The sequence below is a fragment of the Rahnella sp. RcJ3 genome (genome assembly GCF_009498575.1).
In the GTDB taxonomy this organism is placed as follows: domain Bacteria; phylum Pseudomonadota; class Gammaproteobacteria; order Enterobacterales; family Enterobacteriaceae; genus Rahnella; species Rahnella aceris.
In genome coordinates, this window is sequence record NZ_QSNX01000002.1 from 140,531 (window position 1) to 157,706 (window position 17,176).

Consider the following 17,176-nt stretch of genomic DNA (forward strand, 5'->3'; position numbering starts at 1 on the left):
CATAAAAAAACGGACGCCCGAAAGGACGTCCGTTTTTTTTAACTGATACTCAGCGGAATTAACGCTTCAGCGCTTCGCTCAGTTCATCACGCATGGTCATCAGAATACCTTTAACGACGCGTGGGTTGCCGGCAACGATGTTGCCTGACGAGAAGTGGTTGTGGCCGCCAACAAAGTCAGTCACCACGCCGCCGGATTCACGAACCAGCAGTTCACCGCCAGCGAAATCCCAGGGCTTGAGGGCGATTTCGAAGAAACCGTCAACGCGGCCAGCGGCCACGTAGGCCAGATCCAGCGCAGCAGAACCGGTGCGGCGGAAGTCTGCACATTCGGTGAACAGTTTGCCAACCACATTCATGTAGCTGGTTGCGTGTTGTTTTGCTTTGAACGGGAAACCGGTCGCCAGAATGGTGCCGTCGAGATCTTTCGCGTTAGTACCGCGCAGACGGTAACCGTTCAACTGTGCGCCCTGACCACGGCTCGCGGTGAACAGTTCGTTACGCATTGGATCGTAAACTACCGCGACTTCAGTGCGGCCTTTGATGCGCACGGCGATAGAAACAGCGAAATGTGGGAAGCGTTTAACGAAGTTGGTGGTGCCATCCAGCGGGTCGATAATCCATTGTACGTCTTTGTCTTCGCCTTCCAGCTCGCCACACTCTTCACTGATGATGGTGTGTTTTGGATAGGATTTGCGAATAACATCGATAATCATGTGTTCTGCATCGCGGTCTACGTTGGTAACAAAATCGTTGGTACCTTTTTGTGTAGATTCTACAGAGTCTGGCGTTTCGTAATGTTTGGCAATCAGGTTACCGGCCTTGCGCGCAGCGCGCACGGCGATGGTGAGCATCGGATGCATGGATATCTTCCAACTAGGATGTTAAAGAACGGGAATACGGGAAACGGCGCGCAGTATAGCAGGGGTTCTGAAAATTAACTACCGTTGTGTTAGGCTGTTGTGATTTTCCGTCTGGCTAAGAGTTCCTATGCTGCCCAATATCCGCATTGTATTAGTAGAAACGTCCCACACTGGCAATATGGGCTCTACCGCCCGAGCTATGAAAACCATGGGTTTATCAAGCCTTTATCTGGTGAATCCGCTGGTAAAACCTGACTTTCAGGCAATCTCTTTGTCTGCCGGAGCCAGTGATGTCATCGGTAACGCGACAATTGTTGATACGCTTGATGAAGCGCTGGCTGGCTGTAGTCTGGTGATCGGCACCAGCGCACGTTCCCGCACACTGCCGTGGCCGATGCTTGAACCGCGCGAGTGCGGTGAGCACAGTGCGAAAGCCGCACAAACCGCGCCGGTGGCGCTGGTGTTTGGCCGTGAACGCGTCGGGCTGACCAACGAAGAACTGCAAAAATGTAACTATCACGTGTGTATTCCGGCAAACCCTGAATACAGCTCGCTGAATCTGGCGATGGCTGTGCAGATTATTGCCTATGAAGTACGCGTCGCACATCTGGCTTTACTGGAAGCAGCAAAACCGCAAATCGAATACGAAGAAACGCCGTATCCGCTGGTCGACGATCTCGAACGTTTTTATCAGCATCTGGAAAAAACCTTGCTGGAAACCGGCTTTATTCGGCAGGCACATCCGGGGCAGGTGATGAGCAAATTACGCCGTCTGTTTACCCGTGCACGACCTGAATCTCAGGAATTAAACATCCTGCGCGGTATCCTGACGTCGATTGAAAAGACTCATAGCAGCAAAGAATAAGTATCGGAATTTGATTATAAAACACCGGTTTGTGGCTTTTTATCAAAGGGTTGTCGATTATCAGTAAATGACAGAAATCGTGCGGTTCTGCCCGATCTGTAATACTTGAGTAAATTACTAGGTTAAATAGTTGACTGTTTTACTCGGGAATGGCAGACTCGTTTGCATGTTCCGCACTATTGAATTTCTAAGTCATTTAAACAGGTAACCATGCTATGAGACTGACATCCAAAGGCCGTTATGCCGTGACCGCTATGCTCGATGTTGCACTGCATTCCCAGGAAGGACCAGTACCACTGGCTGACATTTCTGAGCGTCAGGGTATTTCCCTTTCTTACCTGGAGCAGCTTTTCTCGCGCTTACGCAAAAATGGTCTGGTTGCCAGTGTTCGTGGTCCGGGCGGTGGTTATCTGTTAGGTAAAGATTCTGGTGATATCGCCGTTGGTGCCGTGATTACTGCCGTTGACGAATCTGTCGATGCGACCCGTTGCCAGGGTAAAGAAGGCTGCCAGAATGGCGAACGTTGCCTGACTCACACCTTATGGCGTGATCTGAGCGAACGCATCAGCGGCTTCCTGAACAATATTACGCTGGCAGAGCTGGTCAATAATCAGGAAATCCTGGAAGTGGCCGACCGTCAGAACGGTGAAATCCGTCGTCAGCCTGCTAATGGCCGACAAATCGAAACGATTAATGTGAACTTACGAGCGTAATTGCTTAGTCAGCATTGATAACTGATTTAAAAAGCCCGCGGAAATGCAGATTTCCGCGGGCTTTTGCTTTTATGACGTCAATTCTTACCGATTAGTGCCCGCAAAGCGTCATTTCCCTTTTAAGAATCTGTGAACCCGTTTTAAACTGGATGTCGTTTTTAATTCTATCGTTCGACGCCGAACGCGCAGTCCGGAGCTTACCTGCCATGAAATTACCTATTTATCTCGATTACTCTGCCACCACGCCGGTTGATCCGCGTGTTGCACAGAAAATGATGCAGTGTTTAACACTGGACGGTACTTTCGGTAATCCGGCTTCCCGTTCGCACCGTTTCGGCTGGCAGGCGGAAGAAGCAGTGGATGTGGCGCGTAACCAGATTGCTGAGCTGATCAATGCCGATCCGCGCGAAATCGTCTTCACGTCGGGCGCGACGGAATCGGACAATCTGGCGATTAAAGGCGCAGCCCATGCGCATCGCACGAAAGGTAATCACATTATTACCAGCCAGACGGAACACAAAGCGGTGTTGGACACCTGTGCGCAACTGGAAGCGGAAGGCTTCGAGGTGACGTATCTGGCTCCGCAGCCTGACGGTTATATTCCTCCGGCGGCGATTGAAGCGGCGCTGCGCCCGGATACCCTTCTGGTGTCCATCATGCAGGTAAATAATGAAATCGGTGTGGTGCAGGATATTGCGACTATCGGCGAACTGTGCCGCAGTCGTGGCATTCTTTTCCATGTCGATGCCACGCAAAGTGTGGGGAAAATCGCCATTGACCTGAGCGAACTGCCGGTTGATCTGATGTCATTTTCCGCGCACAAAATCTACGGCCCGAAAGGGATCGGGGCGCTGTACGTGAGCCGTAAACCGAAAGTGCGGATTGACGCGCAGATCCACGGCGGTGGCCATGAACGCGGCATGCGTTCCGGTACCTTGCCGGTGCACCAGATCGTCGGAATGGGCGAGGCGTATCGCATCGCCAAAGAGGAAATGATCGTTGAAGTCGCGCGACTGACCGAACTGCGCGATCGTTTATGGAAAGGCATTCAGCAACTCGATCAGGTGTTTCTCAACGGCGCACCAAAACATGCCGCGCCAAATATTCTCAACGTCAGTTTTGCCGGTGTTGAAGGGGAATCCCTGATCATGGCACTGAAAGATCTGGCGGTGTCATCAGGGTCGGCGTGTACGTCGGCCAGCCTTGAACCTTCTTACGTTCTCCGTGCGTTGGGATTAAGCGAAGAACTGGCGCACAGTTCCCTGCGTTTCTCTCTCGGACGCTGGACGACAGAAGAAGAAATTGATTATGCGATTGCGCTGGTGGTGAAATCTGTCCGCCGCCTGCGTGAGTTGCCACCTGTTTATACGAAATGAAGTGCCACCCGATGAAAGGGTGATTTGCCTGTCATTGAAAATGAATATTCATTGAAGATAAAAAACATCAGGAGTGCTGTTATGAGTTCCGAAGTCACGACCAATGAAGCAATGTCCGTATTCCTTTCTTCCCAGCCTGCTGATGCGCGCTGGGGCGAAAAAGCCACATTGAGCACCGATTCCGCCGGTATGACCATTCATTTGAATGGCGGCGATGTGCTGACGGTCATTGCCCGTGCCGCGCGTCGTATCGACGGTCAGGGTGTTAAAAATGTTAAACTGGCGGGTGAAGGCTGGGATCTCGAAAATAGCTGGGCATTCTGGCAAGGCTTCCGTGGCCCGAAAGGCACACGCAACGTTGAATGGGCAGAATTGTCCGAAGATGACGCGAACACGCTTAAAAAACGGCTGAAAATCATCGACTGGGTACGTAATACCATTAATACCCCGGCAGAGGATTTGTCCCCTGAACAACTGGCGACCCGCGCGGTTGATCTGATGTGTGAATTCGGTAATGAAAAAGTCAGCTACCGCATCACCAAAGGCGACGACCTGCGTCAGCAAAGTTATATGGGTATCCACACCGTAGGTCGCGGTTCTGACCGTCCGCCGGTATTACTGGCGCTGGATTACAACCCGGGTGGCGACGCAGATGCACCGGTTTACGCCTGTCTGGTCGGCAAAGGTATCACTTTTGATACCGGCGGCTACAGCCTGAAGCCAAGCGCGTCAATGGATTCCATGAAAGCGGATATGGGCGGCGCGGCCACGCTGACCGGCGCACTGGCGCTGGCAGCGGCGAACGGTCTGAATAAACGTGTGAAACTGTATCTGTGCTGCGCGGATAACATGGTCAGCGGCAATGCACTGAAACTGGGCGACATTATCCGCTACCGCAACGGTAAAACCGTTGAAGTGATGAACACCGACGCCGAAGGCCGTCTGGTGCTGGCTGATGGCCTGATCGACGCTTCTGCGCAAAAGCCTGAACTGATCATTGATGCGGCCACGCTGACCGGTGCGGCGAAAACTGCGCTGGGTAACGATTATCACGCACTGTTCAGCTTTGACGATGCACTGGCAGGCGAACTGCTGGAAAGCGCGAAAGCCGAACACGAACCGTTCTGGCGTCTGCCACTGGAAGAATTCCACCGTTCACATCTGCCGTCTAACTTTGCCGAGTTGAACAACATTGCCGGTCCTGCACACACTGCGGGCGCGAGCACTGCCGCTGCGTTCTTGTCTCATTTCGTCACTGACTATAAGAAAGGCTGGCTGCACATCGACTGTTCCGCAACATACCGCAAAAGCGCGGCGGATCAGTGGTCTGCCGGTGCGACGGGTCTGGGTGTGCGTACCGTCGCCAACCTGCTGTTAGCCAAGGCGAAGTAAGTTTTAGAAAGCAATGCATGCATGAAGCACAACGGGGCGCTTAACGGCGCCCCGTTTTATACCACTAGCGGAGTTAAGAACCATGAGTGTCCCACACGATCATCTCCCTGCCGGCGCGGCGGCGACCGACGGTGAAAACGAGCTGGAGCGCCTGCTCCGCCTGTCTGTCACCGCGCCTGCCTGGCGTCCGGCGTTTTATCAAACTTTGCTGGAGTCCACCGTGTTTGTGCTCGGTGATGCAGGGCAGGATGACGCTGAAAAGCAGGGCAGTGTGGCGATTACCGCAGGCAGTGAACTGAATGTTTTGCACTGGGAAAAACAGGACGGCAGCTCGATCATTCCTTTCTTTTCCTCTGTGGAGGTTCTGGAAAAAGCCAGTGCCGGCGAAAGCCCGGATGAGCAGGCGTTTGTCGCGCTGCCTGCCCGCGTGTTGTTTGAAATGACACAAGGGGAGGCGTTGTTTCTGAATCCGAAGTCGGAGTACGGCAAGGAATTCACCCCGAACGAGGTCACGCTGTTGCTGAGCAATGGCGGGTTAAATGCGCCGTCTGAGCTGGTGCTGGATAAAGAAAGTCAGCTGCTGATCGGCCAGCCGGAGGAGTATCCTTCCGCCATGATCGACGCGCTCACCACGCTTTTCACTCAGAAGAAACCGGTGCGCCGTGCATTTATGGCGCTGATCCACGATAAAGCCGTGGATGAACAGCCAAACCTGCTGATTGGCGTCGAAGCGGACGGTGATGAGCAGGAGATTGACGCGCTGATCCGCGAGGCAGGGAATGTGGCGAGTGAAACCTCTCCCGACGAGCGTCCGGTGGATTTCTGTATCGTTTCTGAAAAAGAGCGTGGCATCAGCCATTATCTGATCAGCCACACCCAGCCGTTCTATCAGCGCAAGTGGGGAAGCTGGTTGCGCAATATTATTCCTTCGTCAGGACAGGCATAAAAGTGAGAGGACACCAGGGGAAAGCACCGTTTTGCCCCTGTTTTGTTTGCGGGAAATAGGTGGTTTAGGTTCGATAGTGAATTAATCACACATTTTTTTAATTAAATGTTGTGATTCGGGTAGGCAATCGTAACTTCGCTCCCTATAATCACCGCCATTTTACGGCAGGTATAACATTAAATTAACCGGCCCTACCTATAAAAGTCAGACAGAGGTTTTTTCATGACTATCGAACGCACTTTTTCCATCATCAAGCCAAACTCCGTAGCTAACAACGACATCGGTGCTATCTACGCACGTTTCGAACGCGCTGGCTTCACCATCATCGCGTCTAAAATGCTGAAACTGACGAAAGAACAAGCTGAAGGCTTCTACGCAGAACACAAAGGCCGTCCGTTCTTCGACGGTCTGGTTGAGTTCATGACCTCTGGCCCGATCATGGTTCAGGTTCTGGAAGGTGAAAACGCGGTTCAGCGTAACCGTGACATCATGGGCGCCACTAACCCGGACAACGCACTGGCTGGCACACTGCGTGCAGACTTCGCGGATAGCTTCACTGCTAACGCGGTTCACGGTTCTGATGCTGTAGAATCTGCACAACGCGAAATCGCTTACTTCTTTACCGAAAGCGAAATCTGCCCGCGTTAAGATTTTTGAGTCACCGTTGCTGGAAGATAAGCCGCAAATTCACAAGAATTTTGTAACTGTACTTTCCAAACATGGCAACCGTGCCCTAAAATTTGTACAATGTTGCGCCCCGAATGAGCCAGCCTCTTCGGGGCGCAATTTTATTTGCAGGCCAGCCGTTACCTTTCGGGCCAGGCTCTGCACTTCCAATACGCCATAACGTGTAACAACGAGGCCATTTTCATCATGTTAGAATCCAACACGTCCGAGCCAATTTTGTCTGAAAATAACGCTGTTTCCGCAGAAGCCGTGAATACTGTCGTGCCTGCTGCCGCAAAAATTAACCTTCTTGACCTTAACCGCAAGCAAATGCGTGAGTTCTTCATCAACATGGGCGAAAAACCGTTCCGTGCTGATCAGGTCATGAAGTGGATGTATCACTACTGCAGCGATGATTTCGAGCAAATGACCGATATCAATAAGGCGCTGCGTGAAAAGCTGGCCCGCGTTGCAGAAATTCGTGCACCGGAAGTCGCGTCAGAACAACGTTCAACTGACGGCACCATCAAGTGGGCGATTCAGGTGGGCGGACAACTGGTTGAAACCGTGTATATCCCGGACGGCGACCGTGCGACGCTTTGCGTTTCCTCTCAGGTCGGCTGTGCACTGGAATGTACTTTCTGTTCCACGGCGCAACAGGGCTTTAACCGTAACCTGCGTGTGTCCGAAATTATCGGTCAGGTATGGCGTGCGGCAAAAATTATCGGTGCGGCGAAAGTGGCCGGTACGCGCCCCATCACCAACGTGGTGATGATGGGCATGGGCGAACCTTTGCTGAACCTCAATAACGTGGTTCCGGCCATGGAAATCATGCTCGACGATTTCGGTTTCGGTTTGTCAAAACGTCGCGTGACGCTTTCCACATCGGGTGTCGTCCCTGCGCTGGACAAGCTGGGCGATATGATTGATGTCGCGCTGGCGATTTCCCTGCACGCACCTAACGACGCCATTCGTGACGAAATTGTGCCGATCAACCGCAAGTACAATATCGATACCTTCCTGGCCGCTGTTGAGCGTTATATTAGCAAATCCAACGCCAATCAGGGCCGCGTTACCATCGAATACGTTATGCTGGATCACATCAATGATGGCACCGAGCATGCGCATGAACTGGCTGAGCGTCTGAAGAATACGCCATGCAAAATCAACCTGATCCCATGGAACCCGTTCCCGGGCGCGCCGTATGGCCGCAGCTCGAACAGCCGTATTGATCGTTTCTCTAAAGTGCTGATGGATTATGGCTTTACAGTTATCGTGCGCAAAACCCGTGGTGATGACATTGATGCCGCGTGTGGTCAGCTGGCCGGTGATGTTATCGACCGTACCAAACGTACGTTGAAGAAAAAAATGGCAGGCGAGCAACAGATTTCCGTAAAAGCCGTCTGATCCCAATGGGCTTCGCCACGGTGTTCCGTCGAAGCCCGCTGTTTTATTGTCGCTGGCAGGGTAAAGGGAATTAAGCATGGCAATGAAGGGCAGTGTGAAAATGCTGATCGCCGCAGGCATGACTGTGGCTTTACTGGCGGGATGTTCCAGTTCACCGAAAGAAACGCAACAGGCCAGCGGCGCAGCACAAACGCGTCTCGAACTTGGCATGGCGTACCTGAATCAGGGGAACATGGAGGCGGCCAGGCAGAATCTGCAGAAAGCCGTTGACGGTGCGCCGCAGGATTATCGGACACAGCTTGGCATGGCGCTTTACGAGCAAAAAAACGGCAATCAGAAAGCAGCGGAAAGCCGCTACCAGCAAGCGTTGCAGCTGGCGCCGCAAAATGGGACGGTCTTAAATAATTACGGTGCGTTTTTGTGTAGTTTAGGGCAGTATGTACCCGCACAACAGCAGTTTAGCGCCGCAGCTAATGCGCCTGATTACGGTCAGGTTGCTGACAGTCTGGAAAATGCAGGCTACTGTTTTCTGAAGGCCAATCAGAATGAGGAAGCGCGAGTGTTACTAAGCCGGGCATTGAAAGTGGATCCCGATAAAGGCGCACCCTTGCTGACTGAGGCAACCAAAGAATTTGGGGAAGGGAACCGCGCTCAGGCGAAACTATTACTGGATGTATATCAACATGTTCTGCCAGCCACTGCCGACAGCCTCATGTTACAAATTCGATTCGCTGCGTTAGCGGGCAACCCGGATAGCGTTCAACGCTACGGTAAGCAACTTGCGCGTAGTTATCCACAATCTAAACAGTACCAGCAGTTCTTAGCCAATGAATACTGAAGCCCCTCAAGAAAATAATGCAAAACTGACTACAGGCGAACGTCTGCGTCAGGCTCGTGAACAGTTAGGTCTTAGTCATCAGGCTGTTGCAGAACGCCTGTGTCTGAAAGTCTCAACTATTCGCCAAATCGAAGAAGAAACGACGCCGGCCGATCTTGCGCCGACTTTCCTGCGTGGTTACCTCCGTTCCTATGCAAAACTGGTTCATGTCCCGGAAGAAGAATTATTAGGTCTGATCGGTAAACAAGCGCCGATTAAAGTGCCTAAAGTGGCTTCAATGCAGGGATTCTCTCTCGGTAAGTCTCGCAAAAAACGCGATGGCTGGCTGATGGGCTTTACCTGGCTGGTGGTGTTTGTGGTGATTGGCCTGACCGGTGCATGGTGGTGGCAAAATCATCAGGCGCAACAGCAGGAAATCGCAACAATGGCCGATCAGTCATCAGCACAACTGAATCAGGATAACGGCCAGGGGCAAACTATTCCTCTGGGCGACAATGCGAATTCTGCACCGACAACAGAAGATACTTCTTCTGACCCGGCTCCTGCTGCAAACACAACACAGCCGCAGAATTCTATCCCGCTGAATACCGCACCGGGCGCAGCAGCAAGCAACGCACCGGCAGCATCAGGTACGCCAGCGGAGCAAGCGCCTGCCGCTGTTTCAACCAGTCAGCCTGCAACTGCTGAAAACGGTCTACCAACCGGTGATGCACAAACTGCGGCAGCAGGTGCGGATCCACAAGCGGTGACCTTTACCTTTAAAGCTGACTGCTGGTTCCAGATTGATGACGCATCAGGGAAAACCCTGTTCAGCGGCATGAAGAAAGGCGGAGAGACCTTCAGCGTGAAGGGCACTGCGCCGTATAAACTGAAAATCGGTGCGCCGGGGGCGGTGGATATCCAATTCCAGGGCAAGCCGGTTGATTTAAGTCGTTTTGTAAAATCAAGCCGTGTTGCGCGCCTGACCTTAGCTGCCGAGTAATCGGCAGTTTGTCAGACGATTGCAACGATGGAGAGTGAAGTAATGCATAACCAAGCACCCATTACCCGTCGCAAATCAACCCGGATTTATGTCGGCAAGGTGCCTGTAGGTGACGGAGCACCGATTGCGGTGCAATCGATGACCAACACTCGCACCACAGATGTCGCGGCGACAGTCGCACAGATCAAATCACTGGAACGCGTCGGTGTCGACATTGTTCGCGTTTCTGTGCCAACCATGGATGCGGCAGAAGCATTCAAACTTATCAAACAGCAGGTTAATGTCCCGCTGGTCGCTGATATTCATTTCGATTACCGCATCGCCCTGCAGGTTGCAGAATACGGCGTAGATTGCCTGCGTATTAATCCAGGTAACATCGGTAACGAATCCCGCATCCGCTCCGTGGTGGATTGCGCACGCGACAAAAATATTCCTATCCGTATCGGTGTGAACGGCGGCTCTCTGGAAAAAGATATTCAGGAAAAGTACGGCGAACCTACGCCGCAAGCGCTGCTGGAATCGGCGATGCGCCACGTTGATATTCTTGACCGTCTTAACTTCGACCAGTTCAAAGTCAGCGTAAAAGCCTCTGACGTTTTCCTGGCTGTTGAGTCCTACCGCCTGCTGGCTAAGCAAATTGTTCAGCCTCTGCATCTGGGAATTACCGAAGCCGGTGGCCTGCGTGCAGGTTCCGTTAAATCAGCCATTGGTCTGGGCCTGCTGCTCTCAGAAGGTATCGGCGACACGCTGCGTATTTCGCTGGCGGCTGATCCGGTTGAAGAAGTCAAAGTCGGATTCGATATCCTCAAATCACTGCGTATCCGTTCCCGTGGTATCAACTTTATTGCCTGTCCGACTTGTTCGCGTCAGGAGTTTGATGTCATCGGTACCGTGAATGCGCTGGAACAACGTCTGGAAGATATCATCACGCCAATGGACGTTTCGATCATTGGTTGTGTGGTTAACGGTCCGGGCGAAGCGCTGGTTTCTACCATGGGCGTCACCGGCGGTCATAACAAAAGCGGTTTCTATGAAGACGGTGTCCGTCAGAGAGAGCGTTTTGATAACAATGATATGATCGACCAGTTAGAAGCAAAAATTCGCGCCAAAGCGGCGATTATGGATGAGAGTAAACGTATCGTTATCAATCATCTTGAAAAGTAACATCGGTTGCAGGTGTCAGCGTACATCTGCATTATTATATTGAACCCGACTGGGGTAATGGCGTCTGTGCGTTGAACCACAAGCCACAAAGCCCCTATAATCGGGTTCATTTTTTATAAAACGATAGAGAACTGACGTGGCAAAGAATATCCAGGCCATTCGCGGCATGAACGACTACCTGCCAGAAGACACAGCCCTGTGGCAACGTATTGAAGGATCGTTGAAACAAGTGCTTGGCAGTTACGGCTACAGTGAAATCCGTATGCCGATTGTAGAGCAGACCCCATTGTTTAAACGCGCTATCGGTGAAGTGACTGATGTCGTGGAAAAAGAAATGTATACCTTTGAAGACCGCAACGGCGAAAGCCTGACGCTGCGTCCGGAAGGTACGGCGGGCTGCGTGCGCGCCGGTATTGAACATGGTCTGCTGTACAATCAGGAACAACGTCTGTGGTACATCGGTCCGATGTTCCGTTACGAACGCCCGCAAAAAGGTCGCTATCGTCAGTTCAATCAGTTGGGTGTAGAAGTCTTTGGTCTGCAAGGGCCGGACATTGATGCCGAATTAATTCTGCTGACCGCCCGCTGGTGGCGCGCGCTGGGGATTTCTGAGCACGTGGCGCTGGAACTGAACTCTATCGGTTCACTGGAAGCCCGCGCGGACTATCGTGATGCGCTGGTGGCTTTCCTTGAGCAACATAAAGACAAGCTGGATGAAGACTGTAAACGTCGCATGTACAGCAATCCGCTGCGTGTTCTGGACTCCAAAAATCCCGATATTCAGACGTTATTAAATGATGCACCGGAGCTGGGTGATTATCTTGATGAAGAATCAAGAGAACACTTTGCAGGTCTGTGTGAACTTTTAGAGCAGTCTGGTATCCCATATACGGTTAATCAGCGACTTGTGCGCGGTCTGGATTATTACAACCGCACCGTGTTCGAATGGGTAACCAGCAGCTTAGGCTCACAAGGGACTGTGTGTGCGGGTGGCCGCTACGACGGTCTGGTCGAACAACTGGGCGGTCGTGCAACACCGGGTGTCGGTTTCGCCATGGGGCTGGAACGTTTGGTATTACTGGTTCAGGCCGTAAACCCGGACTTCAAAGCACCGGCAACCGTCGACACCTACGTGATCTCATCCGGTGCTGGCACGCAAAGCGTGGCTATGCAACTGGCTGAAACACTGCGTGATGCGCTGCCTGAGCTGAAAGTTATGACTAACTACGGTGGCGGCAATTTCAAGAAACAGTTCGCCCGTGCTGATAAATGGGGTGCGCGTGTTGCCCTGGTACTAGGCGAAACTGAAGTCGCTAACCAGCAGGTCGTCGTAAAAGACCTGCAGAGTGGAACGCAAGAAACGCTGGCGCAAAGCGAAATCGTCGCGCGTCTGGCTTCGATGTTGGGTTAAGGAGAAGGACACTGTGGAAGTCTATACCACTGAGAATGAACAGGTTGATGCTGTACGTCGCTTCTTTGCCGAAAACGGTAAAGCGCTGGCCATCGGCGTTGTTCTGGGTATTGCAGCCCTGGGCGGCTGGCGTTTCTGGCAGAGTCACCAGGACTCTGCCCTGACGGAAGCTTCTGCGTCTTTCCAGCAAGCTAATCAGTCGCTGACCAGCAATAACGCGAAAGGCGTGGCTGATCTCGAAAAATTTGCTCAGAGCAATGACAATAATTACGGCGTATTTGCCGCCCTGCAACTGGCTGATCATTTTGTCGGAACCAGTGATTTCGCCAATGCTGAAAAGCAATTAGTGCAGGCGCAAGGTCAGGCCAAAGAAGATAATTTACGTTCGCTGGTGAACTTACGTCTGGCGCGTGTCCAGATGCAGCAAGGCAAATTTGATGATGCACTCAAAACGTTAGACGGCGTGAAGGGTGAAGGCTGGACGGCTATGCAACAAGGCATCCGTGGTGATGTTTTGCTTGCCAAAGGCGATGCAAAAGGTGCTCGTGAAGCCTACAGCAAAGGACTTGATTCTAAACCCTCTCAAACGCTGCAAACCGTGCTGCGTATGAAATTGAACAACTTAGCCAGCTAAGGGGAACCCCGATGCAATTGCGTAAAACACTCTTGGTAGGATGGGTTTCTGTTGCCCTGCTAAGTGGCTGTTCATTGTTTAACAGCGAAGAAGACGTGGTCAAAATGTCTCCTCTGCCAAAAGTTGAGAACCAATTCACACCGACGCAAGTGTGGAGCAAATCCGTAGGCGACGGCATTGGCGAATTCTACTCCAATCTGCGTCCGGCCTGGCAGGACAGCACCATTTTTGCGGCTGACCGTTTTGGTCTGGTTAAAGCACTCGACGCTGACAGTGGTAAAGAAAAATGGAGCGTCAACCTGTCTGAAAAGACCGGCTTCCTCTCCCGAAATATTTCTGCACAGCTGTCTGGCGGCCTGACAGTTTCAGGTGATCACGTTTACGTTGGCAGTGAAAAAGCTATCGTTTATGCATTGAACACCACTGATGGTAAAATCGCCTGGCAGACCAAAGTGGCGGGGGAAGCATTGTCCCGTCCGGTTGTCAGCGATGGTCTGGTTCTGGTTCACACCGGCAATGGTATGTTGCAGGGTCTGAATGAATCCGACGGTACCATTCAATGGACCGCTAACCTCGATATGCCAACGCTGTCTCTGCGTGGTGAATCAGCGCCTGCAGTAGCCTTTGGTGCTGCAATCGTCGGTGGTGATAATGGCCGCGTCAGTGCTGTACTGATGAAAGAAGGTCAGCTGATCTGGCAACAACGTATTTCTCAGACTACCGGTACGACTGAAATCGACCGTCTGAGCGATGTGGATACCACGCCGGTTATTGTTGATGGCGTTGTTTATACGCTGGCATACAATGGCAATCTGGTGGCGATGGATCTGCGTTCAGGTCAGATTATGTGGAAACGTGATGTTGGTTCTGTGAATGACATCATTGTCGACGCAGGCCATATCTATATGGTTGACCAGGATGACCGCGTGATGGCGCTCGATACTCAGGGTGGTGTCAGCGTGTGGCGCCAAAGTGAGTTGCTGCACCGTAACCTGACGGCACCGGTGCTGTATAATGGTTACATTGTGGTCGGCGATTCCGAAGGCTATCTGCACTGGATCAACACCACTGATGGTCGTTTTGTTGCTCAGCAGAAAGTCGACAGCGATGGCTTCCTGAGTGCGCCGATTGTGGCAAGCGACAAGCTGGTTGTGCAGGCGAAAGGTGGCGAGGTTTACTCCTTCACCCGCTAATACTGCGACCGGCATCTGGCCCTGAGGTCGGTTGACCCCGGGCTTTAAAACGGCTCCTGAATTGCTCAGGGGCCGTTTCGTATTCTGAAATCCGCGTAATCCCAAATGAGAGATTACGCTGTAACAAATTGAATTATAGTGGTTTGCAATGAAATTCAGCAGGCCAGCTATTTGCGTTTAGCACCACCTATAAAAACACTGAGGCTTCAAAATGATACCTGTCGTTGCGCTTGTTGGGCGCCCGAATGTGGGTAAATCCACTTTATTTAACCGTTTAACCAAGACGCGTGATGCGCTGGTGGCGGATTTCCCGGGGCTTACGCGTGACCGCAAGTATGGTCGTGCCGAAATTGAGGGTAATGAATTCATCATCGTGGATACCGGCGGTATTGACGGTACCGAAGATGGCGTTGAAACCCGCATGGCAGGGCAATCTCTGCTGGCTATCGAAGAAGCGGATATCGTGCTGTTCATGGTGGATGCGCGCGCGGGCCTGATGCCTGCCGATCAGGGCATTGCCCAGCATCTTCGCAGCCGTGAAAAAGCCACTTTCCTGGTCGCCAACAAAACTGACGGGCTGGATCCGGACAGCGCAACCGGTGATTTCTACTCACTCGGTTTGGGCGATGTGTATGCTATCGCGGCTTCACACGGCCGTGGCGTGACGCAACTGATCGAACACGTACTGATCCCGTTCGTGGGTGAAAAGCCGGAAGAAGTCGAACTGACCGAGGAAGAAGCTAACGCAGCTTACTGGGCCGAGCAGGAAGCCACCGGTGATGAAATCCCTGAAGACGAAGAAGATAATTTCGACCCGCAGTCTCTGCCAATCAAACTGGCTATCGTCGGACGTCCGAATGTAGGTAAGTCCACACTGACTAACCGTATTCTGGGCGAAGAGCGCGTCGTGGTTTACGACATGCCGGGCACGACCCGTGACAGTATTTATATCCCGATGGTGCGTGACGAGCGTGAATACGTTCTGATTGATACCGCCGGTGTGCGTAAGCGCGGCAAAGTGACTGAAACCGTGGAGAAATTCTCGGTAATCAAAACCCTGCAGGCGATTGAAGATGCCAACGTAGTGATGCTGGTTATCGATGCCCGCGAAGGCATTTCCGATCAGGATCTCTCGCTGTTAGGCTTTATCCTCAACAGCGGGCGCTCGCTGGTTATCGTGGTCAACAAGTGGGATGGCATGAGCGAAGAAGCGCGTGCTCAGGTTAAAGATCAGCTGGATCTGCGTCTTGGTTTCGTTGATTTTGCCCGCATTCACTTCATCTCTGCCCTGCACGGCAGCGGCGTTGGCAACCTGTTTGAGTCAGTAAACGAAGCGTACACCTGTGCAACCACGCGTGTGAGCACTTCCTTACTGACCCGTATCATGCAAATGGCGGCTGACGATCACCAGCCACCGCTGGTCAATGGTCGCCGCGTGAAACTGAAATATGCCCACGCCGGGGGTTATAACCCGCCAATCGTGGTGATTCACGGTAATCAGGTGAAAGACCTGGCTGATTCCTATAAACGCTATCTGATGAACTATTTCCGTCGTTCACTGAAAGTGATGGGAACGCCAATCCGCATTCAGTTCAAAGAAGGTGAGAACCCGTATGAAGGCAAGAAAAACTCGCTTTCTCCTCACCAGCAGCGCAAGCGCCGACGTCTGATGCAGCACCTGAAAAACAAATCCTAAACGAATGGGGTGCATGAAAATGTACCCCTTTTTTTCGTCTTAATTTCCCCGCAAGGAGCTGGCTGGATGTTCTGGCAGACCTGGAGTTTTGCGTTTGGCGTTACGGTTCCCAATTTATTGATCTTGCTGCTGGGCGTGTTTTTGCGCCGCACTGGCCTGATGGACGACAGTTTTAACGAGAAAGCCAGCCGGCTGGTGTTCAATATCGCCTTACCTTGCCTGCTTTTTTTCAGCGTGGCGCAAGGGCATGATTCCTCAGGCTCAAATCTGCCGCTCGCCATTTATGGTGGCCTTGGCACCGTCGCTTCATTTCTGTTGCTGGAACTGGTGGCGATAAAACTGGTGAAAGACCCGCGTGAGCGCGGTATTTTTGTGCAGGGAGGATTCCGCGCCAATACCGGCATCGCGGGTCTTGCTTATGCCTCGCTGGCCTTTGGCAGCGAAGGTATTGCGCTGGGGTCGATGTATCTGGCGGTCACAGTGATCCTCTTCAACGTGCTTTCCGTGATTACGCTAACCCGTAGCCTGAAAGGCGGGCAGGGGAATAGCATCGGGCTGAAGCCGATTCTGCGCGGCATTATCACCAATCCGCTGATTATTGGTCTGGTGCTCGGGCTGGCGTTTAAGTACAGCCATTTACCGATGCCAGCGACCATTGCCAGCACCGGTGAGTTTATTTCAGGGATGGCGCTGCCGCTGGCAATGTTATGTGCCGGTGCCAGTCTTGACGTGAAGGCGATGTTCCGCAGTTCTCACGTGGCAGCCTGGTCTTCCGCGTCACGTGTGATATTTGTGCCTGCGCTGATGACCTTCGGGGCATGGCTGTTTGGCTTTCGCGACGCGGCGCTCGGCGTTATATTTCTCTTTTCCTGCACACCGACCGCAGCGGGCAGCTACGTGATGACCCGTGCAATGGGCGGCAACGCGACGCTGGCGGCGAATATTATTGCCGTCACCACGCTCGGATCATTTTTCACTACCGCACTGGGTCTGTATTTACTGCGGACGCTGGGTGTTATTTAGAGGGATAG

Annotated in this window: 16 protein-coding genes; 15 read left to right on the plus strand and 1 reads right to left on the minus strand. The window is 52.4% G+C overall.

The features are described from left to right. Positions 1 to 58 precede the first annotated feature (58 nt). A complete protein-coding gene (suhB, locus tag DXU84_RS03280; protein ID WP_013574361.1) occupies positions 59 to 862 on the minus strand; it encodes an inositol-1-monophosphatase in 804 nt (267 codons plus the stop codon). Between the two features lie 127 nt (positions 863 to 989). Here suhB and trmJ point away from each other — a divergent pair, with 127 nt between their 5' ends. The 15 genes from trmJ to DXU84_RS03355 all read left to right on the plus strand — a co-directional run bounded on the left by trmJ (position 990) and on the right by DXU84_RS03355 (position 17,168). Further along, a complete protein-coding gene (trmJ, locus tag DXU84_RS03285; RefSeq protein ID WP_153374836.1) occupies positions 990 to 1,727 on the plus strand; it encodes a tRNA (cytosine(32)/uridine(32)-2'-O)-methyltransferase TrmJ in 738 nt (245 codons plus the stop codon). A 215-nt stretch (positions 1,728 to 1,942) separates the two neighbouring features. Then, positions 1,943 to 2,440, plus strand: coding sequence for a Fe-S cluster assembly transcriptional regulator IscR (gene iscR / locus DXU84_RS03290; protein ID WP_095923037.1), 498 nt, complete (start codon positions 1,943 to 1,945; stop codon positions 2,438 to 2,440). A 206-nt stretch (positions 2,441 to 2,646) separates the two neighbouring features. Next, positions 2,647 to 3,816, plus strand: a complete 1,170-nt coding sequence (locus DXU84_RS03295; protein WP_153374838.1) for an IscS subfamily cysteine desulfurase — start codon at positions 2,647 to 2,649, stop codon at positions 3,814 to 3,816. A gap of 81 nt (positions 3,817 to 3,897) precedes the next feature. Beyond that, on the plus strand, positions 3,898 to 5,208 hold the full coding sequence (gene pepB, locus DXU84_RS03300) for an aminopeptidase PepB (RefSeq protein ID WP_013574365.1): 1,311 nt from the start codon (positions 3,898 to 3,900) through the stop codon (positions 5,206 to 5,208). An 82-nt stretch (positions 5,209 to 5,290) separates the two neighbouring features. After that, on the plus strand, positions 5,291 to 6,154 hold the full coding sequence (gene sseB, locus DXU84_RS03305) for an enhanced serine sensitivity protein SseB (RefSeq protein ID WP_153374840.1): 864 nt from the start codon (positions 5,291 to 5,293) through the stop codon (positions 6,152 to 6,154). A 222-nt stretch (positions 6,155 to 6,376) separates the two neighbouring features. Next, positions 6,377 to 6,802, plus strand: a complete 426-nt coding sequence (ndk, locus tag DXU84_RS03310; protein WP_013574367.1) for a nucleoside-diphosphate kinase — start codon at positions 6,377 to 6,379, stop codon at positions 6,800 to 6,802. Between the two features lie 225 nt (positions 6,803 to 7,027). Beyond that, the gene (locus DXU84_RS03315) at positions 7,028 to 8,227 is read left to right on the plus strand and encodes a bifunctional tRNA (adenosine(37)-C2)-methyltransferase TrmG/ribosomal RNA large subunit methyltransferase RlmN (RefSeq protein WP_013574368.1); all 1,200 of its coding nucleotides are present in this window, start codon (positions 7,028 to 7,030) and stop codon (positions 8,225 to 8,227) included. Positions 8,228 to 8,327: 100 nt separating this feature from the next. After that, complete coding sequence (gene pilW, locus DXU84_RS03320) at positions 8,328 to 9,065, plus strand: type IV pilus biogenesis/stability protein PilW (protein WP_041673193.1); 738 nt, start codon at positions 8,328 to 8,330, stop codon at positions 9,063 to 9,065. Further along, on the plus strand, positions 9,055 to 10,047 hold the full coding sequence (gene rodZ / locus DXU84_RS03325) for a cytoskeleton protein RodZ (RefSeq protein ID WP_013574370.1): 993 nt from the start codon (positions 9,055 to 9,057) through the stop codon (positions 10,045 to 10,047). The genes pilW and rodZ overlap by 11 nt, the downstream gene beginning before the upstream one ends. A 42-nt stretch (positions 10,048 to 10,089) precedes the next feature. Beyond that, entirely contained in the window at positions 10,090 to 11,211 is a 1,122-nt protein-coding gene (ispG, locus tag DXU84_RS03330) for a flavodoxin-dependent (E)-4-hydroxy-3-methylbut-2-enyl-diphosphate synthase (RefSeq protein WP_013574371.1), read from the plus strand. Positions 11,212 to 11,347: 136 nt separating this feature from the next. Then, a complete protein-coding gene (gene hisS, locus DXU84_RS03335; protein ID WP_119261344.1) occupies positions 11,348 to 12,622 on the plus strand; it encodes a histidine--tRNA ligase in 1,275 nt (424 codons plus the stop codon). A gap of 13 nt (positions 12,623 to 12,635) precedes the next feature. Continuing rightward, positions 12,636 to 13,256 carry a YfgM family protein gene (locus DXU84_RS03340; protein ID WP_013574373.1) on the plus strand — a complete coding sequence of 207 codons (621 nt, stop codon included), beginning with the start codon at positions 12,636 to 12,638 and terminating at the stop codon, positions 13,254 to 13,256. Between the two features lie 11 nt (positions 13,257 to 13,267). Continuing rightward, positions 13,268 to 14,449 (plus strand): outer membrane protein assembly factor BamB, encoded by a 1,182-nt coding sequence (bamB, locus tag DXU84_RS03345; protein WP_013574374.1) that lies wholly within the window; start codon positions 13,268 to 13,270, stop codon positions 14,447 to 14,449. A 211-nt stretch (positions 14,450 to 14,660) separates the two neighbouring features. Then, positions 14,661 to 16,145 (plus strand): ribosome biogenesis GTPase Der, encoded by a 1,485-nt coding sequence (der, locus tag DXU84_RS03350; protein ID WP_013574375.1) that lies wholly within the window; start codon positions 14,661 to 14,663, stop codon positions 16,143 to 16,145. Positions 16,146 to 16,211: 66 nt separating this feature from the next. Continuing rightward, positions 16,212 to 17,168, plus strand: coding sequence for an AEC family transporter (locus DXU84_RS03355; RefSeq protein ID WP_013574376.1), 957 nt, complete (start codon positions 16,212 to 16,214; stop codon positions 17,166 to 17,168). Positions 17,169 to 17,176 lie beyond the last annotated feature (8 nt).

Excerpts from the sequence above, each read along its gene's own strand:
- DXU84_RS03355 (WP_013574376.1), top strand. The coding sequence starts at position 16,212 with ATGTTCTGGCAGACCTGGAGTTTTGCGTTTGGCGTTACGGTTCCCAAT.
- der (WP_013574375.1), top strand. The coding sequence starts at position 14,661 with ATGATACCTGTCGTTGCGCTTGTTGGGCGCCCGAATGTGGGTAAATCC.
- ispG (WP_013574371.1), top strand. The coding sequence starts at position 10,090 with ATGCATAACCAAGCACCCATTACCCGTCGCAAATCAACCCGGATTTAT.
- trmJ (WP_153374836.1), top strand. The coding sequence starts at position 990 with ATGCTGCCCAATATCCGCATTGTATTAGTAGAAACGTCCCACACTGGC.
- sseB (WP_153374840.1), top strand. The coding sequence starts at position 5,291 with ATGAGTGTCCCACACGATCATCTCCCTGCCGGCGCGGCGGCGACCGAC.
- pepB (WP_013574365.1), top strand. The coding sequence starts at position 3,898 with ATGAGTTCCGAAGTCACGACCAATGAAGCAATGTCCGTATTCCTTTCT.
- DXU84_RS03295 (WP_153374838.1), top strand. The coding sequence starts at position 2,647 with ATGAAATTACCTATTTATCTCGATTACTCTGCCACCACGCCGGTTGAT.
- iscR (WP_095923037.1), top strand. The coding sequence starts at position 1,943 with ATGAGACTGACATCCAAAGGCCGTTATGCCGTGACCGCTATGCTCGAT.
- DXU84_RS03315 (WP_013574368.1), top strand. The coding sequence starts at position 7,028 with ATGTTAGAATCCAACACGTCCGAGCCAATTTTGTCTGAAAATAACGCT.
- suhB (WP_013574361.1), bottom strand. The coding sequence starts at position 862 with ATGCATCCGATGCTCACCATCGCCGTGCGCGCTGCGCGCAAGGCCGGT.
- ndk (WP_013574367.1), top strand. The coding sequence starts at position 6,377 with ATGACTATCGAACGCACTTTTTCCATCATCAAGCCAAACTCCGTAGCT.
- bamB (WP_013574374.1), top strand. The coding sequence starts at position 13,268 with ATGCAATTGCGTAAAACACTCTTGGTAGGATGGGTTTCTGTTGCCCTG.
- pilW (WP_041673193.1), top strand. The coding sequence starts at position 8,328 with ATGCTGATCGCCGCAGGCATGACTGTGGCTTTACTGGCGGGATGTTCC.
- rodZ (WP_013574370.1), top strand. The coding sequence starts at position 9,055 with ATGAATACTGAAGCCCCTCAAGAAAATAATGCAAAACTGACTACAGGC.